The sequence below is a fragment of the Rhodopirellula sp. MGV genome, from assembly GCF_002251265.1.
GTDB classification, from domain to species: Bacteria; Planctomycetota; Planctomycetia; order Pirellulales; family Pirellulaceae; genus Stieleria; species Stieleria baltica_A.
Genome location: NZ_NPDI01000010.1, coordinates 88,336 through 102,876, shown reverse-complemented (window position 1 = coordinate 102,876; position 14,541 = coordinate 88,336). Strand labels below are relative to the sequence as shown.

11 protein-coding genes are annotated in these 14,541 nt (G+C 56.2%); 3 read left to right on the top strand and 8 right to left on the bottom strand.

The window, feature by feature from the left end; translation table 11 throughout:
* Position 1: 1 nt before the first annotated feature.
* The 4 genes from CGZ80_RS04550 to CGZ80_RS04535 all read right to left on the bottom strand — a co-directional run bounded on the left by CGZ80_RS04550 (position 2) and on the right by CGZ80_RS04535 (position 4,818).
* Entirely contained in the window at positions 2 to 781 is a 780-nt protein-coding gene (locus CGZ80_RS04550) for a class I SAM-dependent methyltransferase (protein ID WP_315851406.1), read from the bottom strand.
* Complete coding sequence (locus tag CGZ80_RS04545; protein WP_094411798.1) at positions 778 to 1,983, bottom strand: DUF3419 family protein; 1,206 nt, start codon at positions 1,981 to 1,983, stop codon at positions 778 to 780. Before CGZ80_RS04545 ends, CGZ80_RS04550 begins: the two co-directional genes overlap by 4 nt.
* Positions 1,980 to 2,954 carry a UDP-2,3-diacylglucosamine diphosphatase gene (locus tag CGZ80_RS04540; RefSeq protein ID WP_094411796.1) on the bottom strand — a complete coding sequence of 325 codons (975 nt, stop codon included), beginning with the start codon at positions 2,952 to 2,954 and terminating at the stop codon, positions 1,980 to 1,982. Before CGZ80_RS04540 ends, CGZ80_RS04545 begins: the two co-directional genes overlap by 4 nt.
* A gap of 211 nt (positions 2,955 to 3,165) precedes the next feature.
* Entirely contained in the window at positions 3,166 to 4,818 is a 1,653-nt protein-coding gene (locus tag CGZ80_RS04535; protein ID WP_094411794.1) for a serine/threonine-protein kinase, read from the bottom strand.
* 302 nt (positions 4,819 to 5,120) lie between these two features.
* On the opposite strand from CGZ80_RS04535, the gene CGZ80_RS04525 reads away from it, so the two are divergent.
* Positions 5,121 to 6,170 (top strand): cytochrome c family protein, encoded by a 1,050-nt coding sequence (locus tag CGZ80_RS04525; protein WP_094411790.1) that lies wholly within the window; start codon positions 5,121 to 5,123, stop codon positions 6,168 to 6,170.
* A gap of 60 nt (positions 6,171 to 6,230) precedes the next feature.
* Here the strand turns inward: CGZ80_RS04525 and CGZ80_RS04520 are convergent, their stop codons facing one another.
* Complete coding sequence (locus tag CGZ80_RS04520) at positions 6,231 to 7,595, bottom strand: beta-ketoacyl synthase N-terminal-like domain-containing protein (protein WP_094411788.1); 1,365 nt, start codon at positions 7,593 to 7,595, stop codon at positions 6,231 to 6,233.
* Positions 7,596 to 7,743: 148 nt separating this feature from the next.
* On the bottom strand, positions 7,744 to 8,874 hold the full coding sequence (locus tag CGZ80_RS04515; protein WP_094411786.1) for an N-acetyltransferase: 1,131 nt from the start codon (positions 8,872 to 8,874) through the stop codon (positions 7,744 to 7,746).
* Between the two features lie 264 nt (positions 8,875 to 9,138).
* Between CGZ80_RS04515 and CGZ80_RS28470 the strand changes: the two genes are divergently transcribed.
* A complete protein-coding gene (locus CGZ80_RS28470; protein ID WP_233148231.1) occupies positions 9,139 to 9,465 on the top strand; it encodes a hemin uptake protein HemP in 327 nt (108 codons plus the stop codon).
* A gap of 1,310 nt (positions 9,466 to 10,775) precedes the next feature.
* Here the strand turns inward: CGZ80_RS28470 and CGZ80_RS04500 are convergent.
* Together CGZ80_RS04500 and CGZ80_RS04495 are read right to left on the bottom strand one after the other, a co-directional pair.
* Positions 10,776 to 11,312 carry a hypothetical protein gene (locus tag CGZ80_RS04500; RefSeq protein WP_094411780.1) on the bottom strand — a complete coding sequence of 179 codons (537 nt, stop codon included), beginning with the start codon at positions 11,310 to 11,312 and terminating at the stop codon, positions 10,776 to 10,778.
* Between the two features lie 53 nt (positions 11,313 to 11,365).
* The gene (locus tag CGZ80_RS04495; protein ID WP_094411778.1) at positions 11,366 to 12,340 is read right to left on the bottom strand and encodes a hypothetical protein; all 975 of its coding nucleotides are present in this window, start codon (positions 12,338 to 12,340) and stop codon (positions 11,366 to 11,368) included.
* A 465-nt stretch (positions 12,341 to 12,805) separates the two neighbouring features.
* On the opposite strand from CGZ80_RS04495, the gene CGZ80_RS04485 reads away from it, so the two are divergent.
* On the top strand, positions 12,806 to 14,287 hold the full coding sequence (locus CGZ80_RS04485; protein WP_094411774.1) for an aldehyde dehydrogenase family protein: 1,482 nt from the start codon (positions 12,806 to 12,808) through the stop codon (positions 14,285 to 14,287).
* Positions 14,288 to 14,541 lie beyond the last annotated feature (254 nt).

Genomic DNA, 14,541 nt, shown 5'->3' with positions numbered 1-14,541 from the left:
TTTAATGACCAACCTCTGGCTTTCGTCCAATAAAGGTGTAGTAAGGTGCACGGAGCAGCGGCAGATAAGGGACCTTGCCGAATCGCTCGCTCAGACAGCCCAGTTCAAAGCGGTGCTGTAGCATCGCCGGATGATCCGAGCTGAGATACACGCCATCGGCCGAAAACCAATTCGACCAAAACAACCGAGTCAGACTCGAGTGTTGCCGCTGCCCGCTGTCGGGATACTTTCGTGAGACATAAAAATCGGCCACCGCGATGGTGCCGCCCGGCTTCAGAATCCGGTGCGCGACTTCGATTGCGGCAAACCAGTTGGGAATCATCGTCAACGAATAAAAGAACGTGACGATATCCACGCTTTCATCGGGCAAATCCAACATCGTGACATCGGCGTGCACGCAAGATGCGTTGCCCAGTTGGCGTTGATTCAGTTTTTCACGTGCGACGTTCAACATCGACTTCGAAAGGTCGACCAAAAGGACTTCCTTCATGTCGGTGATCCGATCGGCGACACGCAAAACGTTCCGTCCGGTACCGGCGCCCATATCGACCCAGCTCATTCCGGGATTGAAGCAGAGATGATCGAGTACATCGTCGCGACCATGCAGCAACCGTTCGCGAAAGGAATCATAGTCGCCAGCCTGGCCCCCATAAAAACTTTCCAATCGCTCGGCGTGCGTGCGTCCTTTGACGGGACTGAGCATTAGATGCCAAAGCACTCTCAGGTCGGCCAACCGCCCCTTTCCCGATCGCGTTTGTGGAAGGTGTGCCGTGTCGCTCACGCCGCCGCTCCGATCAGGTCCGCGATATAGAAACTGCCGTAGGTGTGCACGCGGTCATGTTGGTGCAATTGATTTGCCAAGTCGCTTTGGTACCGAAGCAACTCGCCAAGTCTTGTTTGGCGACCGTCGTTTGCGACCACCAATGGATCAACGAAGTCGACATCGAATGCGGCGCTTCGCCAAAGAATCCTAGCGTCCGGCGCGGCACGCTCGATGATGCGTTGCCACTCGGCCGAAAGCGATTGCGGATGATGCTCGTACAACCAATCCATGTGATCGAGCAACACAAACCGCGAGATGGTTCCGTTGTGCCCACGTAAGAACGACTCGACCGTGTCGGTGTGCGTCGAGATGCGATCGGCCATTCCGCCAGACAGTCGCTCGTAGCCAGCTTCTGTTAAATAGTCAGGACAGCATTCGCGGGTGTAGCTGCCCGTCAAATAAACGCGCCAGAAATAATTATCGTGCAGAGGGATACGCGTAAAGACGTGCTCGATTCGGTCCTGAATGAACTTACCGATGCCGCCGGGATACCCACGATCGAGCTGCATCCGTTGGCTGCGTGGAACGCCGAGCATTGCCATTACGCTATCGCGACGCAGCGCCCAACGCATCGGCCGCGAGAACAGCATTTTGTCCACACCGCGGGCATGGTAAATCTGGGATTGCTCTTCGACCGTTTCGGCTTGCAAGATCTCATGAACGGCTTCACGTAATCCACGCGGCCGATTCAAGTATCCGTTGATCATCCAAGCAAACAGCCCGGATGTTCCGCGAAAGTAGAAGCTTTTGCGGCGGCTTGTCCCGTCAAAAAAATTGTGTCGCTTGTCCCAGATATCGGCGACGTCGCTAGCGAGATTCGGGCGAACCTGATCGCGATAGATCCTCGACCAATTGTTATGGTATCCGGTTCCGAAGACTTGAAAAAAGTCATCGAACGAAAGCGACTTGATCGCAGCTTTTTTGAGTTCCAACAAGGCATTTTGAAGCGGATTCATATCGACCGCATGAACCGCTCTTGGGTTTTGCAATGCGTAATCAAGCGCGTTGCACCCGGCCGACGTGATCACCAACACCGTATCGTCTTCAGAAAGCTGCAACGCTTCGCGATCGAGGCGTGGGTCTTCCCAGCAAGTGTTGTAGACCAAGTTGCGGCCATGAATCGCAGAAAAGCAACGCCGTCCAATCCAATTTCGAATCATGCGACCGACATCTCCATTTGTCCCACAGCAGCATCGCCGTTGGGCGCTTGTTCAAGATCCAAGGTGATTTCTTTGCCGTAACGGCTGACCAACTGCAACGCACCACAATGGTGCTCCACAATCCCGGTACAGTTCTCGACCCAATCGCCGGTATTGCAATAGAACGTGTCTTCGGAATGCTTCAGCATCGGGGTGTGAATGTGCCCACAGATCACTCCATCGCAGTCTTTCTGTGAGGCGTGGTTCATGATTTTTCTTTCGTAGCGACTGATGAACTTCACGCCGCGTTTCACCCGTCCTTTGATCGCCGCACACGCGCCATAGGGATTCCGGTGGTCGCCTAAAAATCGACGTTGTACCCAACGGTTAAAACTTAGGCATGCGTCGTAAATCGTCGAACTGCCTTTCGAAATCCATTGTGCTCGTGTTTCGAAAAGATCGAACAGGTCGCCATGGATCACCAACATTCGATAGCCACGTAGCGTTTCAAAGACGAATTCGTCAGCGATATTGACGTGCGGAAAACCTGCCGGCAACAACGTCCGAAATGCCGGCCCACGTAAGAACGAATCGTGATTTCCTGACGCGTAGTGAATCGTGGTGCCTTGTTCCGTCAGGTACACCAGATGATTGATGATCCGGTCGCAATACTCCGGCCAGTGCCAACCGGCATTGATTTTCCAAGCGTCGATAAAGTCACCGATCAAATACAGCGTTTCGGGGCGATAACCGGTCAAAAACTTCAAGAACTCCTCCGCCCGTGCATGCTTGCAACCGAGGTGCACATCGCTGACCAGCAGAGTCCGGACTGGCTTGGGCGACGAAATCGCGCTGGAGGACGTCACCGCAGTAACGTTGGAAGCCGTTGATTTGATGATTGGTGTTCCCGACAATTTGTCAGGCGTCACGGCTGCGGGAAGTGCGGTGGTCGTTGAAGAATCAGCGACCGCCACTGGCGTTTCTAAACGCATGGCACCTGCCCCTCTCCTCATGGAGGTGTAAGTAAACTGTCTTACGAGCTGGTGCAGAGCTTAGCGAACGATTGTTGATATCTTGTTAACACACCAAACAGGTTGCCGTAAGAAATGGTGTTGAAACCATCATCTTTGACCGGCCCACCGGGCACGTTTACTTGCCGTTAAGAACCCGCGAATTTTAAGAATTCGGACGCGGGACGGTGAATTAATCTCGTTGCAACTTTTCGGCGAGCTTTGATTGCGCGATGTCAATCAATGGCTTCAATTCGGAATTGTCACCGTAAAGCTCGACAAGGCTGTACCAAATTTTGCGAGCTTCGACGACTTGGCCTTCGGCGAGGAGTTCGTCAGCTTCTTCCAAGCGTCGCTGTACGATTTTACGAGCGTCACTGGCTTGTTCCGATTGTTCGCCCAACACACCGATCTTGTACCGCGCCGCATTGACAGCCGTTTCGTAGTCAGCGTCATCACCAAGTACCGTCACCATACTGCGATACTTATCAAGCGCCTGGGCAATGTCACCGTTCTCTTCGAATGCTTGCGCCTGCTTATGCAGAAGCTCGCCTTGGTCTTTGATCGGAAGGTTGTTCTTGATCTTAATTTTCAACTGATGCAAAAATTGCAACACGTTGATGCGATCGACCTGCTGCTGAGCCCACTTGGCATTGGGACCATCCGGGAACCGCACGATCAGCTGGCGTAGCGGTTGGTTCTCTGCTTCGGCGAGTGACGCACGCGTGTCGATCGCGATCAGTTTTTCGGCCTGAGCCCGCAGCGTTGCTTCACTTGCCGGCCACGCGACATACGCCAACAGAATTAAAATCGCCACCAAACCGCCGATCAAAAACCATGGCTGATCATGCCAGACCGTGGCGTCAGGGACTTCATCGTCTTCCTCTTCCGCAACGCTCAAATCAACCACGCCACGCCCAAGCAACTGACGGGCTTCGTCTCTCGCTTGTTGGTTAGTCACTTGCAGAGGACTAAAGCCACTGCTGACATGCTCGGCAACGCCGGCGCGAGAAAGGGCACGCTTGCGGACTTCGGCAAGTTGCAACTTGACTGCCGTGGCTGACGGGGGGCGGTTCGCTGGGTTCTTTTCCAACAGCTGCATGATCAATTTGTCGAACCACACCGGGCACTGCAACACGATGCTGGCCGGCGACTCTGGAACGAATGTCGAAGCAGTTTGCCGGACCGCTTCGATCGTGTCGCCATCAACCGGCAAACGACCGGTGATCGCGTGATACAACATCGCCCCAAGGGCATACAGGTCGGACGCCGCACTGTTGTGTTCGGAAGGATTGATGACGTCAGGGGCGATCAACTCCGGTGCTTGCCGCGCGAACTGATCGACACTCGGTGGACGCGAAGTACGAAAGGGTGACCCAAAGCGATCCAACCGCAAATCGACCAATACCGGCGCAAATCCCGAGACGACGATTTTGTCGGGAACGATGGCGCCGTGCACGACTCCTTGGCCGTGCAGATACTCAAGTGCTTCGGCGACACCTTGGGCGACTTCAAGGGTGTTTTCCCAGCTCAATCGGCCATTGCGTTCGATTTGGCTGGACAGCGTTTCGCCTTCGATCAGCTCATAAGCCAAGTAAGCATCGGCGTCTTCGAATCCGCCACCGTAGCAACGCGCGACGCCCGGATGAGAAAGCTTCTTGAGCGTTTCCCATTCGTTGGCAAAGGTCTGCCGCGCCTCGGGAGTCCCACCAAATGGCGCACTGAAGACTTTCACCGCCACCGACTTTTTCAACTGCACGTGAACCGCGCGCCACACCGAACTGGTCGAAGGATGATCGCCCAGTTTTGACTCGATTGCCAAAGGGCCAAGCCGGCTTCGTGGCATTGCAGGACTACAGATTGATGGACATCGCGGACAGGTTTTCGGACTTCCTAGCATATACACAACCACAGGCGAAGTGGCCCCGGAGTACCAGTCCGCAGCTTGCCACCGAATTCGCCGCCCTTGATGGCAGAACGATTGTGCTGATTGCGGGCTTTGACCATTCCGCACCCCTCAATTAATCCAAACCACAACCACCCCCGCAAGACGAAGCGTTACCCCCCGGTAATTTCGGCCACTAAACGTGACCTAGACTTCCGCAGACCCACTATGCCTGCTCCCGCACAAGCCTTCTAGACAACGTCATGATTTGCCGCTCCTTGATCACCGCGCCGCTTGCCACATCGTTAGTCCTGCTGTTGGTAACGGTCAGCGATGCGCAAACGAGTTGGGTGACTGCGGACACATCAAGTGACGCCCAATATTTGCATCCGGCCAAGCCAGTCGATCCGCAATTGGTACTCGGCAACGACGCTTGTGTGAAATGCCACGCACCCGAGATCACCGTGTGGCAATCCACCCCGCACGCGCAAACGTTTGACCAATTGCACCGACGCCCCGAAGCTCAGCAAATCGCATCAAAACTGGGACTCAGCTCGATAAAGCACTCTGGACGATGCGTCGCTTGCCACTACACACAGCAATCGTCTGGCGGCGATACCGTAAACGTCATCGCAGGGGTCTCGTGTGAATCCTGCCATGGCGAAGCCAAACAGTGGCTGGACTTGCATCACGATTACGGCGGACCGAACCTAACCCGACTCGCCGAATCGCCACAGCACCGCGAACAACGCATCGGCAAAAGTGTTGCCGCCGGAATGCGAAACCCGACCAACGTCTACTTGGTCGCACAAAGCTGCTTACGCTGCCACACGACTGCGGACGAAGAACTCGTCAACGTCGGCGGTCACTCAGCGGGATCAACCGAGTTCGAATTCGTTTCGTGGAGCCAAGGCACGATCCGTCACAACTTTATCGAAACCGAAGGCAAGTCGAACGTCACACGATCGCCTGAAAAACTCCGCGTGATGTTTGTCGCTGGCATGATCGCAGAACTCGAAGCCTCACTGCGTGCCACCGCCGCGGCCACCGAAAAGGCCACCTTTGGCATCACCTCGGCCCAACGTGCGAGCCGCGCGACCAAACGGCTGCAAAGTGTCGCTCAAAAAGTCGACGTACCGCTGCTGAATGAAATCCTAGACGTCGTTGGTGGCGTCCAACTAAAACTCAACAACGGGCAACAACTCAGCCAAGCCGCCGATCGCATCGCGATTCTTGGTGTCCGATTTGCCAACCAAAATGACGGTTCAAATCTGGCAGCACTCGACGCGTTTATTCCCCAAGGCCGCAAGTAACTTTTGCTGACTGGCTTGCAAAGACTTGGCTTGCAAAGACACAGTGATTGAAGATTGCGACTAGCGTCCCAAGACCACCGCGGTGGCGCTGCCTTCGGTCGTATGAGTGATGCACAGCACGACGCCTGCGGTGAACGGCGTCGTTTGCTTGACCAAGTTGACTTCTTTGGCGACATCACTGTGCCGCGCCGCGGGAATTGTTTTGTTGGCGATGATCAATACGCCGGTGGCAACTTCGATCATTCCAGCTGCGGCACCGGTGTGACCGAGCGAAGCGATCACGGGGAGCACTGGTGCGGTGATGTGACAGCGTTTCAGTGCTTCGATCTCGCCTGAGTCGACTTGTTGATCACCCATCGCATGTGAAACGACGACAGCGACGTCGCTTGCAGTGACGCCCGCCTGTTCGAGCGCCCCTTCGATCGCCAATCCGATCGCGTCGCCAGCGCCCCGTGAGTACTGCGGCTGGCGATCGTTGTCGCGACGCATCTGCTTCATCGATTCGGTCGGCGAAAACCTTGACGTGATCCCCAGGATTTTTGCCAACACCTTCGCGCCACGCTTTTCAGCGTACTGTTCTGTCTCGATCAAAATCGACGCCGCACCTTCGCCGCCGACAACGCCGCTGGCGTCCGGGTCAAAGGGCCGCGACGCATCAGCGATCGCATGATCGCCGCGTTCGACCGTCGGCAAGTCACCGGTATAGGCCATCCGCATCGAACCGATTCGGGTACCGGTCGCGCCAACCATACTGATATCGGCCAAGTCGCGGTCCAGGTACGAGCATCCTTCCAGGAGTGCCGCGGGACCGGAAACATCGCCCAGAATCAGCGAGTTATTAGGGCCTTGCGAGTTGATCGAAATACCGACCTGACACGCTGGCATGTTCGGCAGGTACTTTAACATCCACAACGGCACGACCTCTTTGCGGGCCGCTTCGCCAAACTGCTCGGGATGAAGTTCGCCGTCTTCGTCGACGCAGCGGCGAATCGATTCCATCAATTCGGTCGGCGGGTTGAAGTAGATTTCGCCACCATAGACGGTGCCCAACCGCTCCGGCTGAATGCCAGTCTGCTCGTCGGCAGAGTCACTTGCGGAAGCCACTGCTGGAATTTGATCCGCTAGACCGGCGTGCTCGACAGCCAACTGGGCTGACGCAAACGCGGTCTGAATCTCCCGACACATGACCTTCAGCGCTTTGCGTGGTCGCACGAATTGCTTGGCGTCAAAGTCGACGACAGGTGCGCCGATCCAAACGCCGTCTTCGGGGTCGCTATCGCCCGGCATCGCTTCGTCATCCATCCGATCGGCGAGGGTGCGAACCCCGCTCGATTGTTCAAGAAGCGCCTTGAAGAACGCTTCGTGGCCGATGCCGATCGAGCTGACGATCCCGACCCCCGTAATCACGGCAATTTGACGTGGCATGGCTATCGGCAGCAGACAAGGAGCTCGGAGGATTGGAAATAAAATGGGGCGTGAGTATGAAGCTTATCGGCAAGGCTGACCAGTGGTTGCCAGCGTTTCACGCCTTACCGCCCCAATTTGACAGTTCAATTACCGATCGCACCAAACACTACAACTTTCGGTCATAAATCCGCTGCGTTTTGGCTTTTCGCGCGCCGCCGCGCTCGATAGTGCCACGTGAGAGCGAATTGCTTTCCAGCACCCAGGAGAACTCGCCAGTCTCGATTCCGAATTTGATCGCGTCAGGCAAGATCCGGGCGAGCGTGACCAGCCCGAGGCCCCATTTTTGATATTCAGGCAACACATTGGTGCTGACCAAACGCAAACGTGTGATTTTGCGTTTGCCAAGCAGTAGCTTTAACCAGCCAAACGGCAGCAGGTGTCCGTTCATGGTTTTCAGGACCTGGTTGTAATCGAGCAGACCGAAACCTGCGCCGACCGGTTCGCCGTCGATTTCCGCGATGCTGGTCAGCTCGGGGACGATCAACAATTTCAATTGGTTGGCTTGGTGGACCAACTCCTCGTCGCTCATCGGAACGTAGCCCCAGGTCCGCTGCAGCGACTGGTTGTAGATCCGCAAAAACGCCTTGACGTCCGCGTCGAAGGTCTTGCGACTGATCGGACGGCATTTGACTTTGAACCGCTTCGTCGCCTCATCGATCACGAACTGCAACTTGGGGTCCAAATCATCGAGGTCATCGATACTGGCTTCGTAGCAGAACAGGTCCTGCGTTTTCTCGAATCCGGTCCCCGTGATCAGCCGTTCGTAGTAGGGCTTGTTGTACGAAATCAGGAATGTTGGCGGTGAATCAAAACCGTCGACTAACAACCCAACTTCGTAATTCAAACTCGGGTTCACCGGCCCACGCACATCCGTCATGCCTTTTTCGGCCAGCCACTGGCATGCCTGATCCAGCAAAACCGTCGCGGCTTCCTGATCGTCGATGCATTCGAAAAAGCCAAAGAAGCCACGTTGTTCGTCGTGGTACCGGTTGTGGGCACGATTGACAATCGCCAGCACTCGCCCGCACACCTTGCCATTTCTACGGACCAAAAATGCTTGGCTCTCGGCGTCTTTGTAAAACGGATGCTTGCCCGAGAAACCACACAACTGCTTGCGTTCATCCCAAAGTGGTGTCACCCAGTTCGGATCGTCCTTGTAAAGCTCTTTCTCCAATCGCATGAAAGCCTTCTGGTCGGCTCGGCTTGCGACGCGTTGACATTCGAAGGTTTGACTCATAGGTGATTCGATCGGGGCAGGAAAAGTCAGAGTTGGGTGGAGCAGGGCACATGTCCGAATCGCCCGAGTCTACCGCGAGCGACCGGTCCGGATCAGGTTAGGCCCCCAAGAAAGCCGTTTCCAATCCGCTCTGATGCGGCGAAATAAACGTCGCTAGAGCCACATTTTCCGCCACCATAGCGTCGCCTCACTCGTGTTTTCGTCCACGCCGGAGCAGTGAAACGAGCCAAAACGCCGCCCCTGAGTCGAACCGGATTAATTCGCATGACTGGCCAATACCAATGGCGCAGCATCTGCAAGGGTCACTCGGTTCGTCTTCGCTGTGTTTCGATCCACAGCCACTTTGAATCCCGCGCGATCGGCCGATACGACTCGGCCGTGCGGTGCCTGAATGGAGCAGCAATGGGTGACCGACCTGGAAATGATTCCCCAAACGTTTCGCCAACGAACAACATCCGGCAGCACGAAAGCCAATCGATTATCGAATCCGAAACGATCTTGCAGGGACACCGCGAAGTTTGGATCCGCCACGGCGCCGAACTCTATCGCCTGCGCCTCACTTCGGCCGGGAAGCTGTACTTGAGCAAATAGGGGTTCGCGATCGAAGCGACGAAACGGATCGACACACGACCTCCCCTGACTAACTGTCGACTCAATCCGAATAAACTGACAGATTGATTCAACAGGCTAATCGCGCCGCTGGCTGCACCACGAAACAACACCGACGTGAATTGCCTTCTGCGGTAGAGCTACGCTGAATGATTCCACACGGACCCTGGGTTCCGCATCACAAACCGAGACAACCGGAATCATTTCGCGCTGACCTCTGAAGCAACCGCGACAGTAGTGTTGCCGAGCTCTCCACTAGACGACTCTCGCGGTGACAGAACTGACCACCGGAGGATCAATCAAGACTTCGAACGCAATCTCAACTTGCGACTCTGGGACGTTAACGCGCGCTCGATCCATTGAGTCACCGGAAACCAAAGACCGCACCGGTGAATTCAAACATCGATTGGTCACCTGACGCCGATGGGCGTTTCGGCAGCGATCGTGGATTTGGCCAGACCAAATCGTGCTGATGAACTCAATTCCTCAGGAAAGATGGTGGGATAGGGGGCTTGCACAAGCTTTAACTACGAGCAAAGCTTAACCACCTACGCTTGGTGCTCGACTTCCTTCGGTAGCGGCACCTGTTTTCGCAACTTTGTTCCAGAAGGAATTACCTATGAAAAGCGTCTCGTTTGTTGTGGCAGTTGCCGCACTGTGTCTGTCGACTCTGGCTCCTTCGACCGCTGATGCCGGCTGCTGCGAACCAGCACCTGCACCATGCTGCGCTCCAGCACCTGTTTGCTGCCCAGCTCCTCCGGTTGAAGTGACTTTCTGCGTTGTCGATCCTTGCACTTGCTGCAAGTACCCTGTCACCGTTTGCGTTCCTGCAGAATGCGCTGGCCAAGTTCCTTGCTACGTTGGCTGCCGCCCCGGTTTCTTGGGCCGCAAGATCCTGACCTACAAGTTCGAGTGCTGTGGCAAATGCGTTGACGTTGTCATCACCAAGCACGGCCGCACCATCGTCCGCGACTGATCTTCCGATCAGCCCGAATGAAAAACGAGAACAGCCTCGCGTCAAAACGCGAGGCTGTTTTTTTATACGCAAACCGTAGTGGACGAAGCGATGAGTCCCTGGCTTCGATCCTTCGGCATCGCTGCCTCAACACAATCACACCTCAAACGCTCAGCAAGCAACCAGAATCGCCTAAAGGCTAGACTCCAACATCTTCCCGTAGTGGACGAAGCGATGAGTCCCCGGGTTCAATCGCACAGCATCGCTGCCTCAACGCAATCACACCTGGAACGCACCGCAGGAAACCAGAATCGTCTGAAGGCTAGACTCCAACGTTTTAGTCTGCGGCGGGCCAGAGGGGGCGGCGTTCATTTTCGGGCAGGATGTTGCGATTGATTCGCTCGGGGTCCTCTTGACTGTACGTCTCGCGCATCGTCTTGGCGATGACTTCGCGAGTGATGTACTTGTCTTGCCAACGGACCATGAAACCTTCGCCCAGATGCTGCGGCCGCGGCAATTGCGAAGGGTGCTTCACAAGACGCCACGCGCGAACTTCAAACTGTTTGCTTTTGCGTGACCAGTCGTAGAACACGACTTGGCGAAAGACTTCACGCCCGTGATCATCTAAGAAATGATTCAGCTCCACCAGATCGACGCTGGCTTGTGTTGTCCCGTTTGTACCGAGCGGTGACGAGACAATCGAGCTTGAACAAGACCCGCTGGTACAGACGACCATCGCGAGTTGAAACAACAGATTCATCGGCGTTGACTCCTGATGCGTGATGCAGCATCCGGTACAGATCAACGCCAAAACGAACGCCTTCGACATGTCGCTCGTCACATCTCGATCCGCCGCGTTTTCTGCGGCGATCAATCAGCAAACGAACGGTCAAACGTCACGATCGACTGAGTGAACCGTACCTTGGCCTAGCGGTAAAAACTGCCATTGGTGCCTGGACTGGGGTAACCGCTGGTTGCTGGGTACCCCGATGATGCTCCAGTGCTACCGGGAGCGTAACCACCGAACGAACCAGTGTTGCCTTGCACGCCATTAGACGGAAGCGACAGCGAGCTGTCTCCCGTTGGCAGCGAGGCACTCGCGGTCGAGAACGATGGTTTGCTGTTTCCTGTGCCAACGGTTGCGGCGGGCGTTCCGCCCGGCATCGTCATGCTGGACGAAGCCGTTGCACCAGTGGAGGGCATCGACAGCGCGGACACTGCGGTCCCGGCTGGTTCGCTGGTCGCGGACGTTGGCGTGATCGATTTTGGCATGAAGGGCTGCGATTGCGTTGCCCCTGCCGAAGCTTGTTTGACGCTGTTCATGACGTCATCTGGAAGTGCAAAACCGGTGTTGCCGGACGCTGATGGCATCGTCGCACCGGTGCTTGCGATCGGCGAAGTCGCCGAGCTTGGCAACTGGTAAGCACTGCCGCCCATTCCAGACGGTGCACCTGTAGCGGGTGCGGTCGATGGTGCTGGGTAAGAACTCGGAACTTGATAGCCCGAGTTGGTGCTGGCAGTCATCGAGGCTGGCGAAGCGGCGGCCTTGGATCCGAACTGATATCCAGTCGGGATCGCTGGTACCGAAGCATTCTTGTCGGCCGTCACGTTGCTGCTAAGTGCATACTGCGGTGCGTCGCTCGCGTTTGCGGCAGACGTTCCGCTAGCAAGGGCAAAGCCGTTCGCCTGTGCGGCAGCCATGTTGTTGGCGGCAACGCGTGTCGCTGGCGAGATTCCACCGGCATCGGCAACCATTTCGGTGGTGCCCGCCGCGTTAGACGCGATCGCCATCGGAGTCGCCGACGCGCTTGGCGGTGGCGGATAAGTATGTGTGGGGCCGTTACCGGCAAGCATTTCCGCCGATGGAGTTTTACCAAAGCTGAACATGTTCCACTTTGGCATTGCACTACGACATCCGGTCGAACAGGCAACGATCGCTGCACATCCTGTGACCAACAGTTGCTGTCTCAGTTGCTTTTTATTCGGCATCCTTGCGGCCTTCTTCGTTCCTATTTGTACTTGCACACCATCCATGGTGATCGGCAATGTCAAAAGCACAGGGCCAGCCTTTCGTGGCAGAACCGGCCTTTTCGCGACAGAAATCATTATCGCCAAAGTCATCGTCAAGCGATCGGCCGTATCCTTGGGACTTCACCCATGCTTCGAAGCACCCTAAGACGATTGACAAAGCCGCGTCAAGAGCATTCGCAGTTCTAGCAATCTCCTCGAACGATTACGGCCAATCTCCGCTCCCGTCCGCTCGACAGATTTCCCCCACTGATTCACCCCTCTGATTCCACTGGCCGCTTTCCGATCGGGTACAACAAAGTACAGATTCCCCGATTCCCCATGATCACGAGGTTACGTATGAGTACGACGCTGCCCGAGGCGCCCAAGACGGCTGCGGATGTCGACGTCAAGCACACCGAATGCTTCATTGATGGCAAATGGGTTCCCGCTGTCAGCGGCAAGACCTTCGCGACCTTCAACCCCGCCACCGAACAGGAGATCGCACAAATTGCCGAAGGCGACGCGGCAGACGTCGATGCGGCAGCCAAAGCCGCCCGGCACGCTTTCGAAACCGGTGCTTGGCCCAAGATGGATGCCCGTGATCGCGGCCGATTGCTGTATAAGCTGGCCGACCGGATGGAAGAAGACATTCACTACTTGGCCGCCCTGGAAACGCTCGATAACGGCAAGCCGCTGAAAGACAGCTTGGCCGCCGACCTGCCACTGGCGATCGACGCGATCCGCTATTACGCAGGCTACGCAGACAAACTTCACGGCAGCACGATTCCGATTCGCGGCAATTATTTGTGCTACACCCGCCGTGAACCGATCGGTGTCGCCGGACAGATTATCCCTTGGAACTTCCCACTGCTGATGCTCGCTTGGAAGTGGGGCCCCGCGCTGGCCGCCGGCTGCACCGTGGTGATGAAGCCTGCCGAACAAACGCCGTTAACCTGTTTGGCGATGGCACAGATCGCCAAAGAAGTCGGCTTCCCAGACGGCGTGATCAATATCGTTCCCGGCTTTGGACCGACCGCCGGCGCCGCTTGTGTGAAGCACCCGCTGATCGACAAGATCGCGTTCACGGGCGAGCATCGCACCGCACAAATCATCACTCGCGATTCCGCCGACACGCTGAAACGGTTGACATTTGAGTTGGGCGGCAAAAGCCCCAACGTGGTCTTCGCCGATGCCGACATGGACGCGGCCGTCCAAGGTGCCTACATCGGACTGTTCCTCAATCAAGGGCAGTGCTGCTGTGCAGGCAGTCGCGTGTTCGTCGAAAAATCCTGCCACGACGAGTTCATTGAAAAGCTGACCGCGCTCACGCTGAAACGCAAAGTCGGCGACCCGTTCGCCTCCGACACCGACCAAGGTCCACAGGTAGACCGCGCGCAGTTCGACAAGATCATGTCTTACATCGACAAAGGCAAAAACGAAGGCGCCGACTGTGTCGCCGGTGGCAGCCGAGTTGGCGAACAAGGTTACTTTGTCGAACCAACGATCTTCAACAATGTGACCGACGACATGTCGATCGCGACGGACGAGATCTTCGGCCCGGTGATGAGCGTGCTGACCTTCGACGACAAAGAAGACATGATCCGCCGAGCGAACAACACGTTCTACGGATTGGCTGCCGCAGTGTGGACCCGTGACATCGCCAACGCACACGACTTCGCCGCGCGAGTCCGAGCCGGAACCGTCTGGGTGAACTGCTACGACGTCTTTGACGCTGCCGCACCGTTCGGCGGATTCAAGATGAGCGGCTACGGCAGAGAACTCGGCGAAGAAGGACTCAAGCCCTACACCGAATCCAAAACCGTCACCGTCAAACTCTAAGCAGCAGCACCTGCCGCCTCTCGCCCGATCCGGGCGAGAGCCATCTCAACATTCCCGTAGTGGACGAAGCGATGAGTCCTTGGGTTCGATCGTTCGGCATCGCTGCCTCGACCCAATCGCACCTGCAACGTTCCGCAGGCAACGAGAATCGCCTAAAGGCTAGACTCCAGCGAAAACCGTGAGCGCCCTCATCGCGTCAACTTCCGCTGCTTCTTCCCCGGTTGGGAACGTCCGCTCGCGTGGGTAAAATGAGG

Bases quoted from the DNA above. Each gene is read 5' to 3' on its own strand.
- CGZ80_RS04545 (WP_094411798.1), bottom strand. From the start codon at position 1,983: ATGATTCGAAATTGGATTGGACGGCGTTGCTTTTCTGCGATTCATGGC.
- CGZ80_RS28470 (WP_233148231.1), top strand. From the start codon at position 9,139: ATGACTGGCCAATACCAATGGCGCAGCATCTGCAAGGGTCACTCGGTT.
- CGZ80_RS04525 (WP_094411790.1), top strand. From the start codon at position 5,121: ATGATTTGCCGCTCCTTGATCACCGCGCCGCTTGCCACATCGTTAGTC.
- CGZ80_RS04535 (WP_094411794.1), bottom strand. From the start codon at position 4,818: ATGCCACGAAGCCGGCTTGGCCCTTTGGCAATCGAGTCAAAACTGGGC.
- CGZ80_RS04515 (WP_094411786.1), bottom strand. From the start codon at position 8,874: ATGAGTCAAACCTTCGAATGTCAACGCGTCGCAAGCCGAGCCGACCAG.
- CGZ80_RS04520 (WP_094411788.1), bottom strand. From the start codon at position 7,595: ATGCCACGTCAAATTGCCGTGATTACGGGGGTCGGGATCGTCAGCTCG.
- CGZ80_RS04495 (WP_094411778.1), bottom strand. From the start codon at position 12,340: ATGCCAAAGTGGAACATGTTCAGCTTTGGTAAAACTCCATCGGCGGAA.
- CGZ80_RS04485 (WP_094411774.1), top strand. From the start codon at position 12,806: ATGAGTACGACGCTGCCCGAGGCGCCCAAGACGGCTGCGGATGTCGAC.
- CGZ80_RS04540 (WP_094411796.1), bottom strand. From the start codon at position 2,954: ATGCGTTTAGAAACGCCAGTGGCGGTCGCTGATTCTTCAACGACCACC.